Raw genomic sequence first — 25471 nt, 5'->3', positions numbered from 1 at the left:
TGCGCTGCCACATACCCCATATGGGTATCCAGCAGTTGCGGTATATACCCCGTATAGGTATATGACAAGCATGCAGCACGACACCCGCACCGCCTGCCTGAAACGCCTGAGCCGGATCGAGGGCCAGGTCCGCGGCCTCTCCCGCATGGTCGAGGACAACCGCTATTGCATCGACATCGTCACCCAGGTGGCGGCGGTGCGCGCGGCGCTGAAGAAGGTGGAGGAGGAGGTGCTGCGCGATCACGTCGCGCACTGCGTCGAGCACGCCATCAGCTCCGGCGACGCCGACCAGCAGCGCGCCAAGGTTTCCGAGCTGATCGCGGTGCTCGGCAAGCTGAAGGGGTGACGTCAGGCGCGCGCGGCGCGGGCGCCTTCAGTTGCGCTGAAGGGCCAGATGCGTGCCGAGCCCGACCAGCACCGCTCCGCCCGCCCGGCGCATCAGGCGCTGCGCCCGGTCGGATCGGCGCAGCCGCTCGACCAGCGCCCCGGCGATCAGCACGCAGACGAGGTCGGCGGAGGTGAACAGCACGTTGACCAGCGTGCCGAGGATGAGGAACTGCCCCCAGACCGGCAGGCTCGCCGCCGGGTCGATGAATTGCGGCAGCAGGGCCACGAAGAACAGCGCGGTCTTGGGGTTCAGCACCTCCACCGCCACGCTCTCCAGAAAGGCCCGCCGCGCCGACTTGGCACCAAAGGCGGGGAGCGCGGTCTCCTGCCCCTTCGCCCTGGCGCGCAGCATCGCCACGCCGAGCCAGATCAGATAGGCCGCGCCGGCCAGCTTCACCGCCATGTAGAGCGCCGGCACCGCGTGGAACAGCACGGAAAGCCCGGCCGCCGCAGCGATGACATGGACATAGCAACCCAGATGCAGGCCGAGCACCGCCATCAGCCCGGAAACCCGCCCCCGCGCCAGCGTCTGCGCCGCCGTATAGAGCATGGCCGGGCCGGGTATGCAGGCGAACAGGCCGGCGGTGACAAGGAAGGCGACAAACAGTTCAGCGCGCGGCATGGCGTGTTCCCGGCGGGCCCAGGGCGGAACCGCGTGGCTCCAGCATGAAGGGTGCCGCACCAGCCATCAAGGGCTGCCTCCGGCGTGCCCGCGCGCCGGTTACGGCGCCTCAAGCCCGAGCGAGGCGACATAGCCGCGATTGACGGTGGCGTTGGCGAATTTGGCGTTCTCGATATAGGCGTCGAGCGTCGCCTTCACGGCCTCGCGCGAGGGCTTCGGCATGGTAGCCCACTCATCGCGCGGGGCCGAGCCGAAGGCGGCGATGGCGTCCCAGCCCTCCGGCTTGGTGATGGAGACGACGGTGGAGCGGGAATCGAGATTCTTGAAGGTCCAGAAGCTCCAGCCAATGCCGAAGCGCTCATTCATCGCCCGGTACTTGGCGTTCCACTCGTCGGTCAGCTCGCCGGTCTCGCCGAGGAAGATCGGCACCCCCCAGCGATTGGCGAAGTTCACATAATCCTGCACCTCGCGCCGCTCCGGGCTCGCCCAGAACTTGTGATAGGTGTAGGCGAGATTGTCATCGAAGGGCGGGCCAAACACGCCGAAATTCGTGCTCCACTGCGCCGCCGCGAGGATGATCGGGTGGTTGGGATCGACCGCGCGAATGGCCGCGGCGATCCGCTGATAGAGCGGCTCAAGGCGCGGGTTCAGGTAATCCGTGTCGTGATAGGGCGAGATCGGCTCGTTGAGCAGATCATAGGCCATCACCGTCGTCTCATCGCGATACCGCTCGGCGATGGCGCGCCAGAGCGTGATGGTGCGGCGCTGGAACTCCGGCACATAGAAGGTCAGCGGGTAGCCGACGCCGTCATCATGGTTCACCCCGGTCTGCCCGCCCGGCGCGGCGTGGATGTCGAGAATGACCTTGATGTCATGCGCCTTCGCCCAGCCGAGCACGCGGTCGATCAGCGCCCAGCCCTCGCCCTTCGGGTCGACCTTTGACGGGTCGGCCGGGTCGAGGAAGAACTTCCAGTGCAGGGGAATGCGCACCGTGGTGAAGCCCGCCGCCTGCATGAAGGCAAGATCCGGCTCCTGGATGTACACCTCGCGGAACGCCTTCCAGAAGCGCGCGGCCTCCTCCGGCCCGGCGAGATAGGAAATCACGTCCTCGATCTCCCGCGGCGAGCGGTGGACCTTGAACTTGAACATGTAGCCTTCGGGCAGCAGCCAGTTGCCGAAGCTCATGCCGCGCACCGGGAAGGTCGAGCCGTCCGGCCGCACGAAGCGCGTGCCCTCCGTGCGGATGAAACCGGCGGCGGGCGTGGCGACGACGGGCGTGGCTACCGTCTGCGTGCTCGTCCCGGCGGGCGCCGGGGATGCGGCAACCCCGGCGCCATTCTGCGCCCGCGCAGGCGCGCCAGCCAGCAGCAGGGCGGCAAGGCCAGCGAGGATAACGCCCGAACGGGAACGGGTTTTGAGACGGGAAAGCGTCGTCGAGACCATGCGCGCGGAAACCGATGCCTGCGGCCAATGTCTGCCGCCATGGCCGGCAACCTAGTCAAGCCGCCGCGCGCGGGCAATGGCACGGTGAGCGGAGTGCCGGCTGGCCACCCAAACAACGTCATGAACAACGTCATGGCCGTCCCCGGACTTGATCCGGGGATCAGCCCGGCCATCCACGTCTTGCCCCCGCAGCGCCCGGCCCCAAGTCGTGGATCCCCGGATCAAGTCCGGGGATGACGGCGTGAGGGATGGAGAGCGCGACCCGCGCCGGAACGCCCGGCCCCTCCCCCGTCCCCCATCCAAGGGCACATGGACACCCGCCCCGCGCCACGCTAAGCGAAAGGCCGTCTCCTGCCCGGTCTGTTCCCGCTCATGTCGCTTCAACAAGCCGCCTTCTTCGCCGTCGCCGTGTTGGTTCTGGCGTTGCTCGCCCAGCGGGGCCGCGTCCAGCCTTTCCTGGCGCTCACGCTGACCGCCATCGGCTTCGGCTATGCGGCGGGCATGTCGACCAGCCATGTGGCGAAAGCCTTCAGCCTCGGCTTCGCGCAGAGCCTCAACGCACTCGGGCTGATCGTGGTCGGCGCCGCCTTCATGGCGGAGATCGCGGATGCGACCGGGGCCACCGCGCGGCTTCAGGCCGGCGCCGCCGGGCGCAGGCGGCGCTCGCTGCCCCTCGCCGTGCTCGGCCTCATCGCCAGCGTCGCCTCGGCGCCCGCCGCCGCCTTCGCCGTGCTGGACCCGCTGCGGCGGGGCATCGGCGGCGACAGCCCGCGCGCGGCGCTGGTGCTCGGCCTCGCGCTCTCCGCCGGCCATGGCCTGCTGGTGCCCGCCCCGGTCATGCTGGCGAGCTTCACCATTCTCGGCGCCGACTGGCGGCTGACGCTGGCCATCGGCCTGCCGCTCGCCCTGCTGCTGGCCGCCTTCGGCATGCTGTCCGCCCGCGCGACCAGCGACCAGCCGAACCCGGTCGACACCGCCCCGCTGATCGACGGCGACACGATGCACGCGCCCCGGCGCGGCGCGCTGGCGCTGTGGGCGGTCAGCCTCGGGCTGATCGCGCTGCTCATCACCCAGTCGCTCGGCGATATCGCCTCCGAGCCGCTGGGCGGCGGCTCGAACCGCGAACTCCTCATCGCCCTCGGGCGTCCCGTCGTGCTGCTGCTCGCCGGCACGGGCGCGCTCCTGCTGCTGAGCTGGCACTGGGAGCCGGGCGGGCTCACGCAGGCCGGCTGGGCCGGGCGGGCCATCACCCGCGTCGCCGGCCTCGTCCTGCTCATCGGCGCCGCCGGCGGCCTCGCCAAGATCGCGCAGGAAACCGGCATGGCGGAGATGAACGCCGAGCGCCTCATCGCCTATGCGCCGCTCGGCGCGCTGGCGCTGCTGCTGCCCTTCGCGCTCGCCGCCACGGTGAAGACGCTGCAGGGTTCCTCGCTGGTGGCCGCCATCACCGCCGCCGGCATGATGATGGAACTGGTCGCCCCGCTCGGCCTCGGCGATCCGATGGGCCGGGCGCTCACCGCGCTCGCCATCGGTGCGGGGGCGATGGGCGCCTCGCACATTAATGACGGATTCTTCTGGCTGGTTGGGCAGGCGGCGCGGCTTCCCGCCGGCAGCATGATCGCGCGCTTCTCGCTGGTCACGCTGGCGCAGGGGCTCCTCGCCGCTTTGCTGCTGGTGGCGCTGCGCGCCATCACCGCCTGAATTCGCCAGAGCCTCGCTTGGGCCGTGATGGCCCCGAAGGAGCAACGCCGCATGCTTCGCCGCCGTGACTTCCTCGCCTCCGCCGCCGCGACCGCGGCCGCTACGGCCACCTTGCCGGCACTGACCCGCGCGGGCCTCGCCCAGAGCGCGGGCCAGAGCGCCGCGCCGGCCGGCGGCGCGCGCATTCCGCCCGGCTTCGTCTGGGGCGCCTCGACCTCGGCCTATCAGATCGAGGGCGCGGTGACGGCCGATGGCCGCAAGCCCTCGATCTGGGATACCTTCTCGCACACGCCCGGCCGCATCGCCGACGGCACCAATGGCGATGTCGCCTGCAACCACTACAACCTCTATGCCGAGGATGTGGAACTGATGGGGAAAATGGGCTTCCAGGCCTATCGCTTCTCCATCGCTTGGCCGCGCGTCATGCCGGACGGCACGGGCGCGGTGAACGCCAAGGGGCTCGACTTCTACGACCGGCTGGTCGACCGGCTGCTCGCTGCCAACATCCTGCCCATGGCGTGCCTCTATCACTGGGATCTGCCGCAGGCATTGCAGGACCGGGGTGGCTGGCACAATCGCGACATCGCCAACTGGTTCGCCGACTATGCCCGCGCCTGCGTCGAACGCCTCGGCGACCGGGTGAAGCCTTGGGCGATGCTGAACGAGCCCTCGGTGCACGCCATTTTCGGCCATGGCTTCGGCAATCACGCGCCGGGCCTCACCGGCTGGGACAGCTATGTCCGCGCCCAGCACCACCAGAACCTCGCCCAGGGGGTGGGCATCTCGACGTTGCGGTCCATGCGCTCGGACCTCAAGCTCGGCACCGTGTTCTCGCTGCAGCCGATCTTCCCGTCCTCGCAGCAGCCGCAGGACATCGCCGCCGCCGCGCGCTTCGACGCCTGCTGGAACACCATCAATCTCGACCCGCTGTTCCTCGGCCGCTACCCGGCAGCGTTCGAATCCAGCTTCGCCCCGCTGGTGCAGGCCGGCGACATGCAGGCGATCCGTGTGCCCGTCGATTTCCTCGGCGTGAATTACTATGGCCCGTCCTGGATCAAGCACGACCCCGCCGCCTTTCTGGCCCAAGCCGGCTATGGCGCGGTGCCGGACGGCACGCCGCGCACCTTGCTCGGCTGGCCGATCAGCGCCGACGGACTGGTCGCGGTGCTCGCCCGGCTGCGCGACCAGTATGGCAACCCGCCGGTGTTCATCACCGAGAACGGCGCCTGCTATGAGGACCCCGCCCCGGCGAATGGCGTCGTTCAGGACCCCGAGCGCACCGCCTATATCCGCGCCCATCTCGACGCCTGCGCCCGCGCCATCGGCCAGGGCTGCGCGCTGAACGGCTATTTCGTCTGGTCGCTGCTCGACAATTTCGAATGGGCCGAGGGCAAGCGGCGGCGCTTCGGCGTCACCCATGTCGATTTCGACACGCAGGCGCGCACGCCGAAATCCTCCCTGCTCTATCTGTCCCAGCTCATGCGCGCCCACGCCACCGGAGCCGGCGCGGTGCCGTGAGCGCGGCGCTCGCCGTGCCACTGACATGCAGCCGACACATATGTCGGCCAATTGACGCAGGTTCTGGAACCGCCGCTGTTTGTGCTACCACACCGAAAGAGAAACGCCGGGCCGGCCATGGTGGCGTTTCCCACACGTCTCGAACCTGGGCAGATCGATGCAGACTGACGACCCCGCCATTGCCGAAATCGTCGCCTTCATCTCCGGCGAAGTGGGCGTCGATGCCAGTCTCCTGACGGCGGACACGCCGATCGCCGACCTCGGCATTTCCTCGCTCGATCTGATCGAGACCATCTTCAAGCTGGAAACCCGCTTCGGCATCGAGATTCCCAATGACGGGCCGCTCAGCGGCAATGACGTGACCGTCGGCACGCTGGTCGAGCATGTCGCCGAACTGCTCGCCGCCCAGAGCGCGCGCCGCGCCCCGTCCGCCTGATGGCTGCGCGCGTCGCCATTACCGGCCTCGGTTCGCTCTCCGCCCTCGGCAATGACGTGGCGGCGCATCTGGCCGGCCTGCGCGCCGGCACGGTCGGCATCGGCCCGACCCAGGGCATCGACGTCTCCGCGATGAAGACGAAGATCTCCGCCGAGGTGCGCGGCTTCGTGCCGGAAGACCATTTCGATTCGCGCCAGCTCGGCCTTGTCGACCGCACCGCGCAATTCGCCGTGGTCGCTGCGCGTCAGGCGCTGGCGGATGCCGGCCCGGCGCTGGAAGGCGTCGCGCGCCACCGCGTTGGCGCCATCTTCGCCGCCTCGGTCGGCTTTCATGCGGTCGATGACAGCTACCGCAAGCTCTATCTGGAGCAGGCGCCGCGCCCGCATCCCTTCACTGTGCCGCGCGCCATGCCGAGCGGTCAGGTGAGCCATGTGACGATGGATCTCGGCATTCACGGCCCGGCCTTCTCCATCGCCTCGGCCTGTTCCTCCGCCTCCCATTCCATCGGCACCGCCTTCCAGATGATCCGCAGCGGGATGCTCGACGTCGCGCTGGCCGGCGGGGGCGAATCGCAGCTCACCTACGGGATGCTGAAAAGCTGGGAGGCGCTGCGCGTGCTCGCCCCGGAAGCCTGCCGGCCCTTCTCCAAGGACCGCGCCGGCCTCGTCATCGGCGAGGGCGCCGGCGCCGTGGTGCTGGAAAACATGGACCGCGCCATCGCCCGCGGCGCCACCATCCATGCCGAGATGATCGGCTTCGGCATGAGCGCGGACGGCATGGACATCACCGCGCCTGACCGCGACAGCGCCGCCGCCGCCATGGCTTTCGCGCTGGAGGATGCCGGGGTGTCGCCCGAGCGGATCGACTATGTCAGCGCCCACGGCACCGCCACGGCGCTCAACGACAAGACCGAGACCGCCGCGCTGCGTCAGGTGTTCGGCGCGCATCTCGAGAAGCTGCCGGTATCCTCGTCGAAATCGCAATACGGCCACACCATGAACGCCTCCGGCGCGCTGGATTTCGTAACCACCGTGCTGGCGCTGCGCGAGGGCTTCCTGCCCCCCACCATGGGCTATAACGAGCCCGACCCCGACTGCGCCCTCGACTGCGTGCCGAACGCCGCGCGCACCGCCGCGATCGAAACGGCGATCTCCTCCAGCTTCGCCTTTGGCGGCCTCAACGCGGTGCTGGCGCTGAGGCGGTATGCGGGGTGAGCGCCGGTTTCCGATAGTCGGAACGGCTGGCGATCCTCTCACACCGTCATCCCCGGGCTTGTCTCAACCGATTCCGACATACGCTCGTGAGCGAGATTTGAGATTTCCCGGATCCGCTGAACGGAAAGGTGCCGCCAGGTGTTCAGTCCCGAGGTCAAGTGGTCGAGATTGAGCCTGAAGCGTTCGGGTTCGGCTGCCTATGCCTTGCAGACAGCCTCGTAGGGCGTGAGGCCGCGTAAGTTCTTCAGACGCCTAGCGAAATTATAGGCGCCTAGGAACGCGGCGAGATGATCCTGAAGTTGCCGGTGGCTTTCGTGATGGTAGCGCCAGACGGTAGCCTCCTTAAGGGTGCGGTTCATCCGTTCGACCTGACCATTGGTCCATGAGTGATTGGGCTTGGTGAGGCGGTGCTCGATGCCATGACCCCAGCAGGTGCAATCGAAGGGGTGTCGGCAGAATCTGGCGGTCGGCCCTTCGCGGTTCCTGGGCAGGGCGGCGAACTGGATGCCGTTGTCGGTGAGCACTGTGTGAATTTCGTAGGGAATCGGTACCACCAAACGCCTCCAGGAAGGTCCGAGCCTCACGCGTGGTCGCCTTCGGCATTAGCCGGGCGAAAGCGAATTGCGAGGTCCGGTCAACGGCGATGGAGAGATAAAGCTTGCCTTCCTCGGTCCGCACTTCAGCGATGTCGATGTGGAAGAATCCGATCGGATAGGGCTTAAAGGCCTTCTTCGTCGCTTTGTCGCTCCCGATCTCAGGCAGCCGGCTGATGCCGTGGCGCTGGAAGCAGCGGTGCAGGGCCGAGCGCGTCAGATGCGGGATCGAAGCCTGGAGCGCGTAGAGACAATCGTCCATCGGCAGGGCCGCCGCTTCCGCCTGATCGTGAACTCACCGCATCTCAGCCAGACGTGACGAAACGCTCCAGTTTGCCCAGCGTTTGCAGGCCCAGTTCGATGGCGCCGAAGCCCTTCGCATTCTGGAACTCGGCCTCCGTGCTGAACACCATGCCCAGCGTCACCTTGGTCGCCCCGTCCTGATCTTCCAGCAAGACCCAGGCGTCGGCGTGCTTCGGCCCGTTCTCGCCCCAGAGCAGCGCATAGCCGATCCTCTCCTCGGGACGGACCTCGATGTAGCGATGGTGGTTCGGGTAGATCGTGCCGTCGGGCCCGATCATGTCGAACACCCATTCGCCGCCCGTTCGCAGGTCGATCTTCCGGGTGCGGCAGGAATATCCGTCCGGTCCCCACCATTGCGGCAGCGTCTCGGGATTCATCCATGTGCTCCAGACGACGCTTCGCGGCGCCCGTATCAGGCGCTGGAGCACCATGGTTCGCCGGGCCACTCCCGCGAGATTGTCCAGTCCCGCGCCGAAGCCCTGCCGGTAGCCGGCCTCCATATCCTCGGCCAGCGAGGAAAGCTGCACCGTGACGACCAGCCGGCTATGCTCCTCCATGCCGGAGAAATCGGCCGTCACCAGCGCCGCCGATTGCGTCACGCCCTCGGATGAGACCACCTCGTAGTTCACGCTGCGCCGCGCCGGCTGCAATTCGAGCCAGCCGCACTCGCAGCGGATATCCGGCTGGCCCTCGACCTTGCAGAGCGAGACCTCGCGCCCACTCACCCTTGTGTCGGCCTCCAGGAACTCCACGACGGTCGAGGGCGTCGGAGCCGCCCATGCCTCCCGCGCGGCGGGGGCGGTCCAGGCCTGCCACAGCACGGACAAGGGCGCGGCCACGTCCCGCTCGAAAGTAAGGGTCGCGAAATGGCCCTTCGCAGGGTCGCGCGCAGGCGTGCGGACCGGATTGAAATTCGCTGTCATTTGGTGCGCTCCTTCATCGACTTCATCGCAAAGGCCTCCAGCCGGTCGAGGCGGGAGTCCCACAGGGCTCGCTGCTCGTCGAGCCATGTCCGGACCGGTCGCAGGGCCTCGGGTACCATGGCGCAGGTGCGTACCCGCCCATCCTTGGAGGTGGCGATCAGTCCCGCTTCCTCCAGCACCGACAGGTGCCGCATCACCGTGGGCAGGCGCAGGCCGGTGGGTTCCGACAGCTCCGTGACCCGCGCCGGCCCTTCTGCGAGCCGGGTCAGGATCGACCGACGGGTCGGGTCGGACAGAGCGTGGAAGAGCCGCGAGAGATTGGGATCATGCTTAGCCATGTTGCTAACTATTATCCCGATGCGGCGGGCGCGCAAGAGAAACGTCGTCAACATGCTGGAGCATTCTCGAGCCGCGTGGATTCCGGTTCGCGTGAAGAAAATGCGTTAGAAGAATAATTTAGAGCCTTGGCATGCCGGACCGCGAGCCGCCGGGTCACCGCGCATCGTTACTGTCCGATGTGGCTCCTTCGGAATGGCCAGCAACATCGGCCGTCGCCCATTCCCACTTCCGGTCATCTGAAAACCGGTCCCGTGCTGCCCCGCAGGACAAGCTCCACCGGCAGCACCGTGTCGTCCGCCCGGTCATCTCCAGCGATCCGGTCCAGCAGGCGTTGTGCCGCCTGGCGGCCGATGGCCTCGCGGGGCTGGCGGATGGTGGAGAGCGCGGGTGTCATATGCGATACGAGCTCGATATCGTCGAACCCCATGACCGAGACATCGCGCGGCACCATCACCCCATGGTGCTGGACCTCGCCGATGAAACCGCAGGCCATCGCGTCGCTGGCCAGAAACACCGCAGTCGGGCGCTCGGCGGGTGCCAGCGCCAGCCATTCCTCGCCGGCGCGGCGGCCCGAGGCGAGGCTGAAATCGCCGGCAAATACCTGGGGTGGGGGCAGGCCCCGCGCCGCCAGCGCCTGTTCGGTGCCGGCCAGTCGGGCGAGGGTCAGTACATTGCCGGGCGGCCCCGCGACATGGGCGATCCGCCGGTGGCCGAGATCGGCGAGGTGGTTCACGGCCATCATCGCCGCCTGCCGGTTGTCGATCTTCACCCGTGGCGCGTCAAAGCCGGGTATCCATTCGCAGGCCAGCACCATCGGCATGCGGGGTGACAGCCCTTCGGAGGGCAGGGATCCGTCGAGCACGATCAGCCCATCGGCCCGGCTTGGCTCGGCATAGCGCAGGATCGAGTTGCCGCCTTCCGCCCGCGTGTCGGACACCAGAAGATTATAGCCGGCCGGCGCCAGCACCGAGGCGATGCCGGACAGGATCTGCGAGAAGAACGGGTTCGACAGATCCGGCACCAGCGCGACGACGCTGCCGGTGCGCCGGTGGCGCAGGTTGCGGGCGGCCTGGTTGAGCCGATAGCCGGTCGTGCGGATCGCCTCCTCGACCAGCCGGCGGGTTTCCGCGCTGACGATCTGCGGGTTCGACAAGACGCGGCTGACCGTGGCGGTGGAAACGCCGGCAAGCCGCGCCACATCGCCAATCTTCGGCCTCTGGTGCTGCATGGCCTCTCCTTAGCCGTGCCGCAGGGCGGATTGCAATCGCCCGGGCGCGTCCTGGCGAACCGGCATGACGGCCTGCCGAATCCTCTTGCAACCGATTACATCCGCCGGTTAGGCTGCCTGCAACCGATTACAAAAACAAACGGTTGGTCGGCAAAAAGTCCGGCCGGGAGGACGCCATGCGGACCGTCAAGGGGCCAGGACTCTTCCTGGCTCAGTTCATTGGCGCGGATGCGCCTTTCAATGGCTGGGACAGCATCACGCGCTGGGCGGCCGATTGCGGCTATGCCGGCGTCCAGGTGCCGACCAACGATCCCCGCATTCTCGACCTCGATGCCGCCGCCGGTTCGCGCGGCTGGTGCGAGGATTGGGCGGGGCAGGCCAAGGCCAATGGCGTCGCGGTCACCGAGCTGTCCACCCATCTGCAGGGCCAGCTTGTCGCGGTGCATCCGGCCTATGACGCGATGTTCGACGCTTTCGCGCCGCCGGCCGTTCACGGCAAGCCTGCCGTGCGGCAGGAATGGGCGGTCGATCAGGTCAGGAAGGCGCTCACCGCCTCCAAGCATCTCGGCCTCACCGCCATGGTGAGCTTCTCCGGCGCGCTGGCCTGGCCCTTCGTCTATCCCTGGCCGCAGCGGCCGGCCGGCTTGATCGAGGAGGCGTTTGACGAACTCGCGCGCCGCTGGCGCCCGATCCTCGACCATGCCGACGACTGCGGCGTCGACATCTGTTTCGAGATCCATCCCGGCGAGGACCTGCACGACGGCGACACGTTCGAGATGTTCCTCGATCGGGTCGAGCACCATCCCCGGGCGAAAATGCTCTACGACCCCTCGCATTATGTGCTGCAGCAGCTCGACTATCTCGACCATCTCGACATCTATGCCGAACGCATCGGCATGTTCCACGTCAAGGATGCCGAGTTCAATCCGACCGGCCGCAAGGGCGTCTATGGCGGCTACCAGCCCTGGCTGAACCGCGCCGGGCGGTTCCGCAGCCTCGGCGACGGGCAGGTCGATTTCGGCGCCATCTTCTCCAAGCTGGCGGCGATGGATTTCGACGGCTGGGCGGTGGTCGAGTGGGAATGCTGCCTCAAGCATCCCGAGGACGGGGCGCGCGAGGGTGCGGCGTTCGTGAAAAGCCACATCATCCGCGTCACCGAAAAGGCATTCGACGATTTCGCGGCCTCCGGCACCGACCGCGCCGCCAATCGCCGCCTGCTGGGGCTGGACCGATGAGCGCGCCGATCCGCGGCCCGATCCGGCTCGGCATGGTCGGTGGCGGCGAGGGCGCCTTCATCGGCGGCGTGCATCGCATCGCGGCCCGCCTCGACGGGCAGTTCGAGCTGGTTGCCGGTGCCCTGTCGTCGACGCCGGAAAAAGCCCACGCTTCGGCGCAGGCGCTCGGCCTTGACCGCTCCTATGACGACTTCACCGCGATGGCGGAAGCGGAGGCAACGCGCGCGGACGGCGTTGAAGCGGTTGCCATCGTCACGCCGAACCATCGGCATGCCGGCCCGGCGATCGAGTTCCTCAAGCGCGGCATCCACGTCATCTGCGACAAGCCGCTGACCGCGACCATGGACGAGGCGCGCCAGCTGGCCGAGGTCGCGCGCGCGTCCAGGGCGCTGTTCATCCTGACCCACAATTACACCGGCTACCCCATGGTGCGCCAAGCCCGCGCCATGGTCGCGGCGGGCGACCTCGGCACCATCCGGCTGGTGCAGGTGGAATATGTGCAGGAATGGCTGACCGAGGCGGCCGAGACCAAGGGCTCCAAGCAGGCGGAATGGCGCACCGACCCGGCGCGCTCAGGCGCGGGCGGGGCCACCGGCGATATCGGCACCCATGCCTATAACCTTGCCTGTTTCGTCTCGGGGCTGGAGCCACAGGCGCTGGCCGCCGACCTCTCCAGCTTCGTGCCGGGCCGGGCATTGGACGACAACGCCCATGTGCTGCTGCGCTTTGCCGGTGGCGCCAAGGGCATGCTGTGGGCCAGCCAGGTGGCGCCGGGCAATGAGAACGGTTTGCGCCTGCGTGTCTATGGCGAGAAGGGTGGCCTTGAGTGGGCGCAGGAAGACCCGAACCGGCTGTGGTTCACCCCGTTTGGCGAGCCCAAGCGGCTGATCACCCGCAACGGCGCCGGCGCCGGCCCTGAGGCGGCACGCATGTCGCGCATTCCGCCGGGCCATCCCGAAGGCTATCTGGAAGCCTTCGCCAACCTTTATGCCGAGGCCGCGCGGGCGATCCGCGCGCATCAGGCGGGCGAGGCGCCGCCGCTCGGCACGACCTACCCGACGCTGGCGGATGGGCTGGCGGGGATGCGCTTCGTGGAAGCCTGCGTGCAGTCCTCTCAGGCCAATGCCGCCTGGGTGACGCTGTAATGGCGGCGGCCCCGATGCTGGAACTGCGCGAGGTGCGCAAGAGCTTCGGTCCGATCGAGATTCTGCACGGCATCGACTTTGCGCTGCATCCGGGCGAGGTCCACGCGCTGATCGGCGAGAACGGCGCCGGCAAGTCGACCATCATGAAGATTCTTGGCGGATTTCTGCCCCCTACGTCGGGGCAGGTCCTCCTTGAAGGCCGGCCCGTCCCCTATGCCAGCGGCGCGCAGGCCGAGGCGGTGGGCGTCGTGGTGATCCATCAGGAATTCAACCTGGCCGCCGATTTGAAGGTCAGCGAGAATGTCTGGCTGGGGCGCGAACTCGGCCGGGTGTTCCTCGACCACCGCGCCATGCGCGCGGGCACGCAGGCGCTGCTCGACCAGCTCGACAGCACGATCAGCCCGGACGCCCGCATCCGCGACCTGCCCGTCTCGGACCGGCAGATGGTGGAGATCGCCAAGGCATTGTCGCGCAAGGCGCGCGTGCTGATCATGGACGAGCCCTCGGCGGTGCTGACGCATAAGGAGGTCGAGGTGCTGTTCCGCCAGATCGACCGTCTGCGCGCGCAAGGGGTGGCGATCCTCTACACCTCGCACCGGCTGGAAGAGGTCACCCGTCTTGCCGACCGTCTCACCGTGCTGCGCGACGGGGCCGTGGTGCGCCGGGCCTTGCGCGGCGAGCTGACCGAGGACGGTATGGCGACCGCCATGGTCGGGCGCGACCTTCAGGACATCTACCCCGCCCGCCGCCATCCGATGGGCGAGATCGCGCTGGACGTGCGCGGCTTCTCCGTGCCCCCGCTGGTTCAGGACATCTCCTTCACGCTGCGCCGGGGCGAGGTGCTGGGCATTTCCGGTCTTGTCGGCTCGGGGCGCACGGAACTGGCCGAGGGGCTGGTGGGGCTGCGCCCCGCCGCCGGGCAGGTGTTTCGCAATGGCGCTTCGGTTCATATCCGCAGCGTGCGCGAGGCCGCCGCACACGGCATGGCCTATCTCACCGAGGACCGGAAGGAGCACGGCCTGCTGCTCGACAAGACGCTGCGCGAGAACCTGACGCTCTCCACCCTGCCGCGCTTCGGCTCGCCCTTCATCTCCGCCGCGCGGGAAGAGACCGCGCTGACGGAGGCGATCCGCGATTTCGACATACGCGCGCCGCGCCGCGACATGGCGGTTGGCAACCTGTCCGGTGGCAACCAGCAGAAGCTGCTGCTGGCCAAGACCATGCTGTCCAGCCCCGAGGTGGTGATCATCGACGAGCCGACACGCGGCATCGATGTCGGCACCAAGAGCCAGATCTACGCCTTCATCGATGCGCTGGCGGCCGAGGGCCGCAGCGTCATCGTCATCTCGTCCGACATGCCGGAAATCCTCGGCCTGTCCGACCGCGTGCTGGTGATGCGGCAGGGCCGGGTCGCCGGCGAACTTGACGGCGAGCGCATCTGCGAAAAGGCCGTCGTCCGGCTGGTGATGGGCACGGCTGAGGAACCCGCTTATGTCTGATGCTGCCGTCCAGAAGCCCGCCCGCACCGCGCAGTTGCCCGGCCTCTCCGCGCTCGGTCCGCTGCTGGCGTTGATCCTGCTGGTCGTGCTTGGCGCCTTCCTGAACGACAATTTCCTGTCGCAGGGCAATATCACCAACGTGCTGGCGCGCTCCGCCTTCATCGGCATGATCGCGGTCGGCATGACCTTTGTGATCACCTCCGGCGGGCTCGACCTGTCGGTCGGCTCGATGGCGGCATTCGTCGCCGGCGTGATGATCCTCGCCATGAACGCGCTGCTGCCCGCCATGGGAGTCGGCGTGCCGCTGATCCTCGCCGGCATGGCCGTCGCCCTGGTCGTCGGCCTGCTCGCCGGGCTGGCGAACGGCCTGCTGGTGACCCAGGCGCGGATCGAGCCCTTCATCGTGACGCTGGGCACGATGGGCATTTTCCGCTCGCTCATCACCTGGCTGGCCGATGGCGGCACGATCAGCCTCGACTTCGCGGTGCGCCAGCTCTACCGGCCGGTATATTATTCCGGCCTGTTCGGCATCGCCTGGCCGATCCTGGTGTTCGCCGTGGTGGCCATCGCCGGCCAGATCGCCATGCGCCATACCCGCTTCGGGCGTTACTGCGAGGCCATCGGCTCCAACGACAAGGTGGCGCGCTATTCGGCGGTGGGCGTCGATGGCGTCCGGCTGATGACCTATGTGCTGCTCGGCCTGCTCGTCGGCCTTGCCACCATCATGTACGTGCCGCGCCTCGGCTCGGCCTCGGGCTCCACCGGCACGCTGTGGGAGCTGGAGGCGATCGCCGCCGTCATCATCGGCGGCACCGCGCTGAAGGGCGGCTATGGCCGCGTCTGGGGCACCGTGGTCGGTGTGCTGATCCTCAGCCTGATCGACAACATCCTGATCCTTGCCGACCTCGTGTCCCCCTATCTCAACGGCACGATCCAGGGCGTCATCATCGTTCTCGCTGTGGTTCTGCAGCGTGGAAAATCATCCGCCTGAGAGCGGAGCAATGGGAGGAAGCAACATGGAACGCAGGACATTCCTGGCCACATCCGCCGCGGCGGCGCTCGCGACCGGCCTCGCCGTGCCGGCCTCCGCGCAGGGCAAGAAGGCGGTGATCGGCGTCTCGATTCCTTCGGCCACGCATGGCTTCATGGGCGGGCTGAACTGGCACGCGCAGGAAACCATCAAGCGGCTGAAGGCCACCTACCCGCAACTCGATTTCGTGCTCGCCACCGCCGGCAATGTCGGTAAGCAGGTCAACGACATCGAGGACATGGTGGCGACCCGCAATATCGACGCGCTGGTCGTCCTGCCGTTCGAATCCGAGCCGCTGACCAGCCCGGTCAAGGCGGTGAAGGACGCCGGCAAATGGGTGACGGTGGTCGATCGCGGCCTGTCGCAGCCCGGCATCGAGGACCTCTATGTCGCCGGCGACAACACCGCCTTCGGCCGGGTCTCGGGCGAGTATTTCCGCGCCAACCTCAAGCCCGGGGCCAAGATCGTGGTGCTGCGCGGCATCCCGACCACGCTCGACAATGAGCGCGTCGACGCCTTCCAGAAGGCGATCGAGGGCTCGGGGATCGAGATCCTCGACATGCAGCACGGCAACTGGAACCGCGACAAGGCGTTTTCCGTGATGCAGGACTACCTGTCCAAGCACAAGAAGATCGATGCCGTCTGGGCGGCGGATGACGACATGGCGATCGGCGTGATGGAGGCCATCGCGCAGTCGGGCCGCCAGAAGGAAATGTGGATCGTCGGCGGCGCCGGCATGAAGGAAATCATCAAGCGGGTGATGGACAAGGACCCGCAGGTCCCGGTCGACGTCTCCTACCCGCCGGCGCAGATTTCCACCGCGCTGGAAGTCACCGCGCTGCGCTTCGTCTCCGACACGCCGGTCTATGGCCGCTTCATCATCGGCTCGACGCTGATCACCCCGGAGAACGCCGCCGCGTTCTACTTCCCCAACAGCCCGTTCTGAGGCGGCCGAGCCTCCGGCCGACCGACATTGCCATGGCGGCGCTGCTCCCACGGGAGCAGCGCCGTAGGGGCGGCAGCTTCCGCCGATCAGGCCCTGCGGGCCTTGCTCGCCGATACCGGCCTGCGTGCCGCTATATCCGGCCCGTCGACCCGCGCCATCGGAGACCGCGCCCAAAGTGACGCTGGCGTGGAAGCCCTGCCGGCAGGCGCATCGTCGGCCTCATGGGCATGACGGTTCGGACGTTGCCCCTCATCCCTCATCCCTCATCCAGCCTTCTCCTCGAATTCGATCGGGCTGATGCAGCCGATGGCCGAGTGCCTGCGACCCGTGCTGTAGACGTGCGCGATGTAATCGAACACATCGGCCCGGGCTGCATCACGACGCGGCATCACGACTTGGCGCCCGTCGCGATGCCGTGCTGTCAGATTGGTGATGATGGAGGTCCGGCCTCTGCCGGCCGATGCTTATTGATCCCTCAATAGGATGCGGCGGGATTGACCTGCCAGATTTCGTCGACCAGCTTGCCGTCGCGATAGAGCAGCACGTAGCGCACTTTAACGGTGTTCTTGCCCGTGAAGGTGGCATCCACCGTCACCGTGCCGCCCTTGGGGTTGGCCGCCTCGGTGGTCGCCGCGATGCTCGCCTTCTGGGCGCCCTGGGCGGCGAAGAACTTCGACCACACCTGCTTGATTTTCTCCGGCTGGCCATAGGTGCCGTCGAGCGGGCCGCCGACCCAGTGCAGGGTGGCCGCCGGGTCGTAGGCGGCAGTCACGGTGGCGAGGTCGCCGCTGGCGATGGCATCGATATGCGACCTGGCAAGGGTCTCGATGGGGCCCGCCAGCGTGGCCGAGCCGGAAGCGGCGACGAGGACGAGGGTGGCGGCGAAGGTTGAAAGATGCATGTGCGTGTCTCTCCAAATGGGGTCTGCACCCCGGAGACTCGCGCCACACCGATTTATTCCACCCGCAGGACTTCGATTGCTGAATTTCTTTCCGCGCGGCCGTGCATCGGACGGGCCGATGCCAGGGCTTGAAGAAAATATGTGTCGTCCCGGAATAATCGGCCGGGCCGGGAGTCCCACTTCCCGAAGGCGCCATCGCGCCGGATGGAGAAAATCCCATGCGAAAGCGACACCTCGCCTGTGTCGGCGTGCTGCTTGCGGCATGCCTCACCGGCGCCGCTGCCGAAACACATGACCACGATCACGGTGCCGGCACCGCCGCAGCCGCCAGCGATGAAACGCCCTTCCTCGCCGAGAACGCCGCCGCCATGGACAAGATGATGGCGGACATGGAGGTGAAGCCGACCGGCGACATCGACGCCGACTTCACGGCGATGATGATCCCGCACCATCAGGGCGCCATCGACATGGCGGTGGCCTATCTGCGCTACGGCCAGAACCCGCAGCTGCGCCGCCTCGCGCAGGAGATCATCATCGAGCAGCAGCAGGAGATCGCCGCCATGCGGCTCGCGCTCGGCCAGCCCCTGCCGCCCTCCGCGCCGGCCCCGACCGAGCCGGCGGCAAGCACGGCGCACGACCATTCCGCCGCGCCTCACACCGCGATGTCTCACACCGCGATGTCTCACGGCGCGCTGTCCGCCGGCACGTCCGTGCTCGGCCTGTCGATGCCGACGAAGTAGGAAATCATCCATGAAGAACCCCCTCCTGACCGGCCTGCTCGCGGGCGTCATGCTCGCCTGTGCGGTGCCCGCCTTCGCCGGACAGGCGCCGTTCGCCGCCTCCGCCCCCGACATCCCGCTGAGCGGCCGCGACCGCGTCTATGCCGCCGAGCAGTTCTCCAACACCATCTCCGTCACCGATCCCGCCACCAACAAGCTGGTCGGCGTCATCCGGCTGGGCGAGCCGCAGCCGGTCAATTTCAGCCCGCTCTACAAGGGGCAGGTGCTGGTGCACGGCATGGGCTTCGCGCCGGACCGCAAGACCCTCGCCGTGGTGTCGATCGGCTCGAACTCCGTCACCTTCATCGACACCGCGACCAACAAAGTGAAGCACACCACCTATGTCGGCCGCTCGCCGCACGAGGCGTTCTTCACGCCGGATGGCAAGGAAGTCTGGGTCACGGTGCGCGGCGAGGACTATATCGCCGTGCTGGACGCGGCGACCTATGAGGAGACGACGCGCATCAAGGTGCCGAACGGGCCGGGCATGCAGATCTTCTCGCCCGACGGCAAATACGGCTATGTCTGTTCGTCCTTCATGCAGGAAACGGTGGTGATCTCGGTCGCCGACCACGCCATTGTCGGCCATGTGAAGCAGGCGAGCCCGTTCTGCCCGGACATCGCCGCGACGCCGGACGGCAAGCAGGTCTGGTTCACGCTGAAGGACATCGGCAAGACGCAGGTGTTCAACGCGCAGCCGCCTTTCGACGTGATCACGATGATCGACACCGGCCCGCTCACCAACCACGTCAACTTCGCCCATAATGCCAATGGCAGCTTCGCCTATGTGACCATCGGCGGATTGAACGAGGTCAAGGTGTTCCGCACCGATGACTTCTCGCAGGTCGCCACCATCCCGGTCGGCAAGCTGCCGCATGGCCTCTGGCCGTCGGGCGACGGCTCACGGATCTATATCGGGCTGGAGAACGCCGATGCCCTCGCGGCCATCGACACGCTGACCAACACGGTGATCGCGACCATCCCGATCGGCCAGGCGCCGCAGGCCGTGACCTATGTGCCCGGCGCCGTGCCGGAGGGCGACGGCACCCAGAACCTCCAGCCGCTGGGCGTCGCCGGACAGGCGGCCCATCTCAGCCTGACCAAGGATGGCAAAGCCGCCGACAAGGCACCGACCAGCGTCACGCTGTTCGACCAGGGGCTGATCCAGGTCCTGCAGGCGTCAGTGACCGGCCTCGCGCCGAAGAAGCCGTATGTATTGGCGCTGGCCAGCCAGCCCGACGGCAAGGGCGCGGTCGAGCCGCTCTCGGCCTTCATGTCCAATCCCGCCGGCGCGGCGATCGTCAACGCCGCCGGACCGATCCGCCAGATCGTGCACAGCGAGGCCAGGGCACAGCGCCGCTATCTCGTCATCACGGAGGGCACGGCCGCGCAGCCCGGCGCCATCGTCCAGCGCCAGACGCTGGATTGACGGACCACCGCCTCCGCCAGGAGAGTAGCTCCCGGCGGAGGTTCGCTTCTTCTCGAAAGGAGACGCCGTGAATCACGAGATGGTGCGCCTTATCGAGCCGCTGATCCCGGCCTTGCGGCGTTATGCGCGCGCGCTGATGCGCGAGCGGGCGGCCGCGGACGACCTGGTGCAGGATTGTCTGGAGCGCGCCATCAGCCGCTGGCACCAGCGGCGGCCGGGCGACGACTCGCGGGCCTGGATGTTCACCATCCTGCACAATCTCGCCATGACGCGCCTGCGCCGCACGACGCAGCGCCCGGTTCATATCGGGCTCGACGACGCCGATCCGGCGAGCCTCGCCTCGGCGGCGCGGCAGGAGGACGGGCTGCGCCACCGCGACCTGCTCGACGCGCTGGCCCAACTGCCGGAGGAGCAGCGCACCGTTCTCCTGCTGGTCACCGTCGAGGAACTCTCTTATGCCGATGCGGCCCGCGTGCTCGACATTCCGATCGGTACGGTGATGTCGCGCCTGTCGCGCGCCCGCGAACGCCTTGCGAAGCTGATGTCCGCCGAGCCGCGGACAGCCCGCCAGTCGCCCCATCTCCGGAGCGTGAAATGACCCCTCTTCCGATCACCGAAGACGACCTGAACGGTTTCGTCGACGGCACGCTCACTCCCGACCGCCGCGCCGAGGTGAGCGCCTATCTCGACGCACATCCGCACATTGGCCGACGCATCGCGGTTTATGGCGAGCAGCGCGACATGCTGCGCGACGCCTTCGCGCCGGTGATCGACGAGCCGGTGCCGACGGAGCTCGACCTGTCGCGCATGATGGCGGAACGCCGCCTTCCCCGGCAGGCGCCGCGCTGGGCGATGGCCGCGGCGGCGGTGCTGCTGCTGTCGGTGGGCGCCGTCGGCGGCTGGTCGCTGCGCGGCATGGGGCCTTCGGCCTCCGAAGGTGTCCAGGCGCTCGCCCGCGAGGCGGCCGCGAGCTATGCGACTTATGTGCCCGACCAGGTGCGGCCGGTCGAGATCCGTGCCAGCGATCGCGACGTGCTCGCGGCCTGGACCGCCAAGCGCGTTGGTCGTCCGATCGGCATTCCGGACCTGACGGCGGCGGGTTACCGGCTCATGGGCGGGCGCGTGGTGCCGACCGAGCACGGTCCCGCCGCGCTGTTCATGTTCGACGATGATCGCGGAACGCGCCTCGTGATGCTGGCGCGCCCGATGAAGGCCGAGCCGGCACTGCCGATGTCACCTCACGCCGACGGCGCCCTCAACGGCTTCGCCTGGGCCGACGACGGCCTCGGCTACAGCCTCGTCGGGATGGTGGCGCCGGACCGGCTGCACCCGCTGGCGGACGAGGTGCGCCGCCAAATCCGCAGCGAGGCCTAAGCGGGACAACGATCAGCTGGCTGCTTATTCTTGAGCCAGGAGTCCGGGGTCTCGGTCGCCGATCTGTGCCGCAAGCACGGTGTAAGCGACGCCAGCATCTACAAGTGGAAAGCGAAGTTTGGCGGGATTGATGTCTCGGAAGCCAGGCGCCTGCGGACGCTCGAGGATGAGAACGCAAAGCTGAAGCGGATGCTGGCCGATGAGATGCTACAACGTCGTGCTGAAGGAGCTGCTGGGAAAGAAATAGTGACGCCCGCCGCCGAGCGGAAGCCGTCGCGCCTCTCGTGGAGCATCACGCGATGAGCGAACGGCAGGCGTGTAAAGCCATCGGTTGCTGCCGCATGACCGTCCGATAACAATCCGCGCGCCCAGATGACCGCGCTCTGCGGGAGCTGATGATCGCGAGCGCCCGCGAACGCCGCCGCTTCGGCTATCGGCGCCTGCATGTGCTGCTCAAGCGCGAGGGGCACGTCGTGAACCACAAGCGGCTCTTCCGGCTCTATCGTGAGGAGAAGTTGGTGGTGCGCCGGCGCGGTGGCCGCAAACGAGCCATCGGCACAAGAGCGCCCATGCGGATTCCGCTCGGGCCGAACGAGCGCTGGTCGCTCGACTTTGTCTCCGATCCGTTCACGGATGGCCGCCGCTTCCGGATCCTGGCCATCGTGGATGACTGCACGCGTGAGAGCCTGGCGCTGATCGCCGATACCTCGCTGTCGGGGCTTCGGATCGCACGCGAACTCGACCGCGTGATCGACGAACGTGGCAGGCCAAAAATGAACGTCGGCGACAACGGGAGCGAGTTCACCAGTAAAGCGATCCTCGCATGGGCGGATCAGGCCCGCTTCGAATGGCACGACATAGCGCCAGGCAAACCGATGCAGAACGGCTTCATCGAAAGCTTCAATGGCCGCCAGCGAGACGCACTGCTCAACGAAACGCTCTTCTCGTCCCTCTCGCAGGCGCGGGCCGCATTGGCCAACTGGCGCACCGACTACAACACCGCGCGGCCGTACTCCCAGCTCGATTGGCAGACGGCCACGGCCTTCGCCTCGACCTTCACCCCGCGCCGGGCCCCGGCGCCGCGCTGTGTGACAAGCCAGCGCCAGAACCCGTCGCTTCACCTGCCCGAACGGGCTCTAAAACCGCCGGAAACGAACTCAAAGCTGAATAAAAATTGGGGGGAACGTCACCGCGGTTTCACCCCGCCAGGGTCGCCGTGCACGACCACGGCGGCGTGCAAGTGAATGTTCCCGACCATCGTCGAGGTTGGTTCATTCGTGAGGTCGGTCTCGTCGCAAAAGGCTAGAAAGCGGCTGTCCGGTGGAGCCCGGGCTGACGCTTCGGCACGTAGCTCTTTATCGGTAGAAGATCAGACGGTATGTAGGGATGGGAAGGGGAGTGTCGCCGGCCACGAATCGTCGTCGAGGCAGGCAGCGCTTGGGGGAGTGGTCTGTGTCCAAAGTTGCGCATGCGGCCTTCGCCGCCAGCCTGTTGTTGTTCTCAAACGCCACCGTCAGCACTGCCTTCGCTGATTCGGTTTCCTGGGAGGGCGGCACCAGTTCCGACTGGTTCACCGATTCGAACTGGGTATGGGACGGCCATGTCCCCGATGCCGACGACACCGCCCAGATCAACGGGACGTCCCCCAACAGCCCGATCATTTCCTCGACGGGTGCCGCGGCCGGCTCGCTGTTCGTCGGCGTCACCTCCACCACCGGCACCCTGACGATTGACGGTACCGGCACGACCGCCACCCTTGCCACCACGACCACCTCTGTCGCCTATGCCGCAGGCTCGCTCGGATCGCTGCTCGTTACCGGGTCGCAGGCCAGCTGGACCAATAGCGGCGCGGCCTATATCGGCAATGAGGGCGCGGGCACCCTCACCATCACCGGCGACGGCGCGCAGGCCACCATTCAGGACACGCTCTATATCGGCGCGGGCGGCGGCGCCGGCGCGGGCACCGTGACGCTGGAAGACAGCGGCGCGCTGGACGTCACCAACACGCTGTTCGTCGGCTATGCCTTGTCGAGCGCGACCAGCGAGCTCAATGTCACCTCCGGCACCGTCACCAGCGGCACCGCCATCATCGCCGATGGCGTCGGCTCGAAGGGCGCGGCCTCGCTCACCAGTGCCGATTCCACCTGGACCAATACCGGGCTGATGACGGTCGGCGGCGGTGGCGTCGGCTCGCTGACCATCTCCGGCGGCGGCACGGTGGAAACCGGCAGCGCCGGTGTCGGCAATCTCGTCGGCGCCGACGGAAGCTCGGTCGAGGTAAGTGGCACGGACAGCACCTGGACCGTGACCGGCGACCTGTTCATCGGCAATTTCGGCGATGCCACGCTGACCATCGAGGATGCCGGCAAGGTCACGAGCGCGCTGTCCATCATCGCCCGTCTCGACGGCAGCACCAGCTCGGCGACGGTCACCGGGACGGGCTCGCTCTGGGAGGCGGGCGACCTGCGCGTTGGTGGCTTCGACGGCGCCACCTCCGATCTCGGCGGCGATGGCACGCTGACCATCGAGGATGGCGGCAAGGTCAGCACCAGCGGCGTCAGCGCCGGCGATGTGGGCGGCGCGAGCGCCACCATCTCCGTGACGGATAGCGGCTCGCTGCTGGAATCGACCGGGCGCATCTTCATCGGTCGCGCCGGCACGGGCGAGATCACCGTCTCGAACGGGGGCGACGTGACCAGCGTCGGCGCGAACTTTGCCAATGAGGCGACCAGCACCGCCACCGTCACCATCACCGGGACCGGCAGCAGCTGGACCAGCACGGCCAACATCTATGCCGGCAATTTCGGCGACGCCACGCTCTCCGTGCTCTTGGGCGCCTCGCTTTCCGGCGTCGACGGCTATGTCGGCACCGAGCTCGGCTCCGTCAGCTCCGCCACGATCGACGGCGCGGGCTCGGTCTGGACCAATTCGGGCGACTTCTTCGTCGGGCATAGCGCCGGTTCGGTGGGCACGGTCACCATTTCCGACGGCGGCAAGATCACCGATGTGCAGGGCCTGCTCGGCGACCTCGAGGGTTCCTCCGGTACGATGACGGTGACCGGCGCCAATTCGCGCTGGGAAAACACCAGCGATCTCAATGTCGGCCGCTTCGGCACCGGCAACCTGACCATTTCCGACGGCGGCGTGGTGATCAGCAATCGCAGCTATCTCGGCAATGAGGAGAGCGGCTCGGGCGAGGTGCTGGTCACCGGCGCCGGCTCCAACTGGACCACGACCACCGGGCGCCTGTTCGTCGGCACCGATGGCGATGGCGAGCTGACCCTCACCGACAGCGGCTCGGTGACCACCCGCGAGGTCGTCATCGCCTATGGCGCCAACAGCACCGGCACGCTGAACATCGGCGCGGCGCAGGGCGCCACGGCGGCGCTGGCCGGCACCATCGACGCGCCCTCCGTGGTGTTCGGCGACGGGACGGGTCGGCTGGTCTTCAACTTCTCCAATGCCAGCTACACCTTCTCCTCGACCATCAGCGGCAATGGCGCGCTTTATCTCGCGGGCAACACTCTCACCCTTACCGGCGCCAACAGCTTCAGCGGCGGCGTCACGGTCGCGGCCGGCACGCTGATCGGCAGCACCGCCAGCCTCGGCACCGGCAACATCGTCAATAATGGCACGGTGGAATTCGCCCAGACCACTACCGGCACCTATGCCGGGTCGATCACCGGTTCTGGCGCGCTGGTGAAGACCGGGGCGGGCACGCTGATCCTGACCGGCGACAGCACCTATACCGGCGGCACGACCATTTCCGCGGGCACGCTGCAGATCGGCAATGGCGGCACGACGGGCTCGGTGATCGGTAGCATCGTCAACAATGCGGCGCTGGTGTTCTACCGGTCCGGCACCTATGACTTCCCCGGCACCATCACCGGGTCGGGCTCGGTGACCATTCTCGGCGGCACGGTCAATTTCACCGGCTCCGGCGGCTATGACGGCCCGATCGCGGTCGAGGAGGCCAGCCTCGTGCTGGCGGCCGGCTCCACCACCGGCTCGAGCTTCACCGTCGAGAGCGGCGGCACGATCGGCGGCACCGGCACCATTGGCGGGCTCACCGTGCTGAGCGGCGGCACCGTCTCGCCCGGCTATTCGCCGGGCACGGTCACGGTCGCCGGCAATGTCAGCTTCGCGGCCGGCTCGACCTACACGGTCGAGGTGTGGGCCGACGGCACGCATGACCTGATCAGCGCCACCGGGACCGCCACTTTGTCGGGCGGCACCGTCGCGGTGCTGGCGCAGGCCGGCTATGCCAACCCGCTCGCCACCTACACCATCCTCACCGCGCAGGGAGGCGTGACCGGCAGCTTCGCCACCGTCACCACCAATTACGCCTATCTGCTGCCTTCGCTGAGCTATGATGCCAGCAATGTCTATCTGACGCTGGCGCGCAACGATGTGCGCTTCGCTTCCA

General features: G+C 67.6%; 21 protein-coding genes and 2 pseudogenes. 16 read left to right on the top strand and 7 right to left on the bottom strand.

Features of this window, described 5'->3' with window-relative positions:
* Positions 1 to 70: 70 nt before the first annotated feature.
* Positions 71 to 346, top strand: a complete 276-nt coding sequence (locus tag KIP89_RS16390; RefSeq protein ID WP_213756668.1) for a metal-sensitive transcriptional regulator — start codon at positions 71 to 73, stop codon at positions 344 to 346.
* A gap of 27 nt (positions 347 to 373) precedes the next feature.
* On the opposite strand, the gene KIP89_RS16385 is transcribed toward KIP89_RS16390, so the two are convergent.
* Together KIP89_RS16385 and KIP89_RS16380 are read right to left on the bottom strand one after the other, a co-directional pair.
* The gene (locus KIP89_RS16385; protein WP_213756667.1) at positions 374 to 1009 is read right to left on the bottom strand and encodes a LysE family translocator; all 636 of its coding nucleotides are present in this window, start codon (positions 1007 to 1009) and stop codon (positions 374 to 376) included.
* A gap of 99 nt (positions 1010 to 1108) precedes the next feature.
* Positions 1109 to 2452 carry a glycoside hydrolase family 5 protein gene (locus KIP89_RS16380; RefSeq protein WP_213756666.1) on the bottom strand — a complete coding sequence of 448 codons (1344 nt, stop codon included), beginning with the start codon at positions 2450 to 2452 and terminating at the stop codon, positions 1109 to 1111.
* Positions 2453 to 2824: 372 nt separating this feature from the next.
* Here KIP89_RS16380 and KIP89_RS16375 point away from each other — a divergent pair, with 372 nt between their 5' ends.
* The 4 genes from KIP89_RS16375 to KIP89_RS16360 all read left to right on the top strand — a co-directional run bounded on the left by KIP89_RS16375 (position 2825) and on the right by KIP89_RS16360 (position 7321).
* Positions 2825 to 4153, top strand: a complete 1329-nt coding sequence (locus tag KIP89_RS16375; RefSeq protein ID WP_213756665.1) for a GntT/GntP/DsdX family permease — start codon at positions 2825 to 2827, stop codon at positions 4151 to 4153.
* Positions 4154 to 4204: 51 nt separating this feature from the next.
* Positions 4205 to 5671: a GH1 family beta-glucosidase gene (locus KIP89_RS16370; RefSeq protein WP_213756664.1), complete on the top strand. Its 1467-nt coding sequence runs from the start codon at positions 4205 to 4207 to the stop codon at positions 5669 to 5671.
* Between the two features lie 157 nt (positions 5672 to 5828).
* Entirely contained in the window at positions 5829 to 6107 is a 279-nt protein-coding gene (locus KIP89_RS16365) for an acyl carrier protein (protein WP_213756663.1), read from the top strand.
* A complete protein-coding gene (locus KIP89_RS16360; RefSeq protein WP_213756662.1) occupies positions 6107 to 7321 on the top strand; it encodes a beta-ketoacyl-[acyl-carrier-protein] synthase family protein in 1215 nt (404 codons plus the stop codon). Before KIP89_RS16365 ends, KIP89_RS16360 begins: the two co-directional genes overlap by 1 nt.
* Before the next feature lie 38 nt (positions 7322 to 7359).
* On the opposite strand, the pseudogene KIP89_RS16355 reads toward KIP89_RS16360, so the two are convergent.
* The 4 genes and pseudogenes from KIP89_RS16355 to KIP89_RS16340 all read right to left on the bottom strand — a co-directional run.
* Positions 7360 to 8182 (bottom strand): annotated as a pseudogene (locus KIP89_RS16355) (integrase core domain-containing protein); the annotation flags it as partial.
* Positions 8183 to 8219: 37 nt separating this feature from the next.
* Complete coding sequence (locus tag KIP89_RS16350) at positions 8220 to 9140, bottom strand: SRPBCC family protein (protein WP_213756661.1); 921 nt, start codon at positions 9138 to 9140, stop codon at positions 8220 to 8222.
* Complete coding sequence (locus KIP89_RS16345) at positions 9137 to 9478, bottom strand: ArsR/SmtB family transcription factor (protein ID WP_213756660.1); 342 nt, start codon at positions 9476 to 9478, stop codon at positions 9137 to 9139. The genes KIP89_RS16350 and KIP89_RS16345 overlap by 4 nt, the downstream gene beginning before the upstream one ends.
* A 233-nt stretch (positions 9479 to 9711) precedes the next feature.
* Positions 9712 to 10707, bottom strand: a complete 996-nt coding sequence (locus KIP89_RS16340) for a LacI family DNA-binding transcriptional regulator (RefSeq protein ID WP_213756659.1) — start codon at positions 10705 to 10707, stop codon at positions 9712 to 9714.
* 176 nt (positions 10708 to 10883) lie between these two features.
* Here KIP89_RS16340 and KIP89_RS16335 point away from each other — a divergent pair, with 176 nt between their 5' ends.
* The 5 genes from KIP89_RS16335 to KIP89_RS16315 are packed head-to-tail and all read left to right on the top strand — an operon-like array spanning position 10884 to position 16562.
* Positions 10884 to 11942 (top strand): sugar phosphate isomerase/epimerase family protein, encoded by a 1059-nt coding sequence (locus KIP89_RS16335; RefSeq protein ID WP_213756658.1) that lies wholly within the window; start codon positions 10884 to 10886, stop codon positions 11940 to 11942.
* The gene (locus KIP89_RS16330) at positions 11939 to 13087 is read left to right on the top strand and encodes a Gfo/Idh/MocA family protein (protein ID WP_213756657.1); all 1149 of its coding nucleotides are present in this window, start codon (positions 11939 to 11941) and stop codon (positions 13085 to 13087) included. The genes KIP89_RS16335 and KIP89_RS16330 overlap by 4 nt, the downstream gene beginning before the upstream one ends.
* On the top strand, positions 13087 to 14586 hold the full coding sequence (locus tag KIP89_RS16325; RefSeq protein WP_213756656.1) for a sugar ABC transporter ATP-binding protein: 1500 nt from the start codon (positions 13087 to 13089) through the stop codon (positions 14584 to 14586). The genes KIP89_RS16330 and KIP89_RS16325 overlap by 1 nt, the downstream gene beginning before the upstream one ends.
* Positions 14579 to 15577 carry an ABC transporter permease gene (locus KIP89_RS16320; protein ID WP_213756655.1) on the top strand — a complete coding sequence of 333 codons (999 nt, stop codon included), beginning with the start codon at positions 14579 to 14581 and terminating at the stop codon, positions 15575 to 15577. Before KIP89_RS16325 ends, KIP89_RS16320 begins: the two co-directional genes overlap by 8 nt.
* Positions 15578 to 15602: 25 nt before the next feature.
* On the top strand, positions 15603 to 16562 hold the full coding sequence (locus KIP89_RS16315) for an ABC transporter substrate-binding protein (RefSeq protein ID WP_213756654.1): 960 nt from the start codon (positions 15603 to 15605) through the stop codon (positions 16560 to 16562).
* 475 nt (positions 16563 to 17037) lie between these two features.
* Here the strand turns inward: KIP89_RS16315 and KIP89_RS16310 are convergent, their stop codons facing one another.
* Entirely contained in the window at positions 17038 to 17463 is a 426-nt protein-coding gene (locus tag KIP89_RS16310) for a nuclear transport factor 2 family protein (protein ID WP_213756653.1), read from the bottom strand.
* Positions 17464 to 17681: 218 nt separating this feature from the next.
* Here KIP89_RS16310 and KIP89_RS16305 point away from each other — a divergent pair, with 218 nt between their 5' ends.
* The 6 genes and pseudogenes from KIP89_RS16305 to KIP89_RS16280 form a co-directional block, all read left to right on the top strand.
* Positions 17682 to 18203: a DUF305 domain-containing protein gene (locus tag KIP89_RS16305; protein WP_213756652.1), complete on the top strand. Its 522-nt coding sequence runs from the start codon at positions 17682 to 17684 to the stop codon at positions 18201 to 18203.
* Positions 18204 to 18213: 10 nt separating this feature from the next.
* Positions 18214 to 19671 carry a YncE family protein gene (locus KIP89_RS16300; RefSeq protein WP_213756651.1) on the top strand — a complete coding sequence of 486 codons (1458 nt, stop codon included), beginning with the start codon at positions 18214 to 18216 and terminating at the stop codon, positions 19669 to 19671.
* A 79-nt stretch (positions 19672 to 19750) separates the two neighbouring features.
* On the top strand, positions 19751 to 20269 hold the full coding sequence (locus tag KIP89_RS16295; RefSeq protein WP_213756925.1) for a sigma-70 family RNA polymerase sigma factor: 519 nt from the start codon (positions 19751 to 19753) through the stop codon (positions 20267 to 20269).
* A complete protein-coding gene (locus KIP89_RS16290; RefSeq protein WP_213756650.1) occupies positions 20266 to 21045 on the top strand; it encodes an anti-sigma factor family protein in 780 nt (259 codons plus the stop codon). The genes KIP89_RS16295 and KIP89_RS16290 overlap by 4 nt, the downstream gene beginning before the upstream one ends.
* A gap of 30 nt (positions 21046 to 21075) precedes the next feature.
* Positions 21076 to 22216 (top strand): annotated as a pseudogene (locus KIP89_RS16285) (IS3 family transposase).
* Positions 22217 to 22497: 281 nt separating this feature from the next.
* The coding region (locus tag KIP89_RS16280; protein WP_213756649.1) for a beta strand repeat-containing protein at positions 22498 to 25471 on the top strand (2974 nt) is incomplete at its 3' end.

The sequence above is a fragment of the Ancylobacter radicis genome (genome assembly GCF_018449475.1).
GTDB classification, from domain to species: domain Bacteria; phylum Pseudomonadota; class Alphaproteobacteria; order Rhizobiales; family Xanthobacteraceae; genus Ancylobacter; species Ancylobacter radicis.
The sequence above is the reverse complement of the archived record's forward strand: the minus strand, read 5'-3'. Positions and strand labels throughout refer to the sequence as shown.

Coding starts and splice junctions, on each gene's coding strand:
- KIP89_RS16315 (WP_213756654.1), top strand. CDS start 15,603: ATGGAACGCAGGACATTCCTGGCCACATCCGCCGCGGCGGCGCTCGCG.
- KIP89_RS16380 (WP_213756666.1), bottom strand. CDS start 2,452: ATGGTCTCGACGACGCTTTCCCGTCTCAAAACCCGTTCCCGTTCGGGC.
- KIP89_RS16390 (WP_213756668.1), top strand. CDS start 71: ATGCAGCACGACACCCGCACCGCCTGCCTGAAACGCCTGAGCCGGATC.
- KIP89_RS16300 (WP_213756651.1), top strand. CDS start 18,214: ATGAAGAACCCCCTCCTGACCGGCCTGCTCGCGGGCGTCATGCTCGCC.
- KIP89_RS16325 (WP_213756656.1), top strand. CDS start 13,087: ATGGCGGCGGCCCCGATGCTGGAACTGCGCGAGGTGCGCAAGAGCTTC.
- KIP89_RS16340 (WP_213756659.1), bottom strand. CDS start 10,707: ATGCAGCACCAGAGGCCGAAGATTGGCGATGTGGCGCGGCTTGCCGGC.
- KIP89_RS16335 (WP_213756658.1), top strand. CDS start 10,884: ATGCGGACCGTCAAGGGGCCAGGACTCTTCCTGGCTCAGTTCATTGGC.
- KIP89_RS16375 (WP_213756665.1), top strand. CDS start 2,825: ATGTCGCTTCAACAAGCCGCCTTCTTCGCCGTCGCCGTGTTGGTTCTG.
- KIP89_RS16290 (WP_213756650.1), top strand. CDS start 20,266: ATGACCCCTCTTCCGATCACCGAAGACGACCTGAACGGTTTCGTCGAC.
- KIP89_RS16370 (WP_213756664.1), top strand. CDS start 4,205: ATGCTTCGCCGCCGTGACTTCCTCGCCTCCGCCGCCGCGACCGCGGCC.
- KIP89_RS16295 (WP_213756925.1), top strand. CDS start 19,751: ATGGTGCGCCTTATCGAGCCGCTGATCCCGGCCTTGCGGCGTTATGCG.
- KIP89_RS16350 (WP_213756661.1), bottom strand. CDS start 9,140: ATGACAGCGAATTTCAATCCGGTCCGCACGCCTGCGCGCGACCCTGCG.
- KIP89_RS16330 (WP_213756657.1), top strand. CDS start 11,939: ATGAGCGCGCCGATCCGCGGCCCGATCCGGCTCGGCATGGTCGGTGGC.
- KIP89_RS16385 (WP_213756667.1), bottom strand. CDS start 1,009: ATGCCGCGCGCTGAACTGTTTGTCGCCTTCCTTGTCACCGCCGGCCTG.
- KIP89_RS16365 (WP_213756663.1), top strand. CDS start 5,829: ATGCAGACTGACGACCCCGCCATTGCCGAAATCGTCGCCTTCATCTCC.
- KIP89_RS16310 (WP_213756653.1), bottom strand. CDS start 17,463: ATGCATCTTTCAACCTTCGCCGCCACCCTCGTCCTCGTCGCCGCTTCC.
- KIP89_RS16360 (WP_213756662.1), top strand. CDS start 6,107: ATGGCTGCGCGCGTCGCCATTACCGGCCTCGGTTCGCTCTCCGCCCTC.
- KIP89_RS16320 (WP_213756655.1), top strand. CDS start 14,579: ATGTCTGATGCTGCCGTCCAGAAGCCCGCCCGCACCGCGCAGTTGCCC.
- KIP89_RS16305 (WP_213756652.1), top strand. CDS start 17,682: ATGCGAAAGCGACACCTCGCCTGTGTCGGCGTGCTGCTTGCGGCATGC.
- KIP89_RS16345 (WP_213756660.1), bottom strand. CDS start 9,478: ATGGCTAAGCATGATCCCAATCTCTCGCGGCTCTTCCACGCTCTGTCC.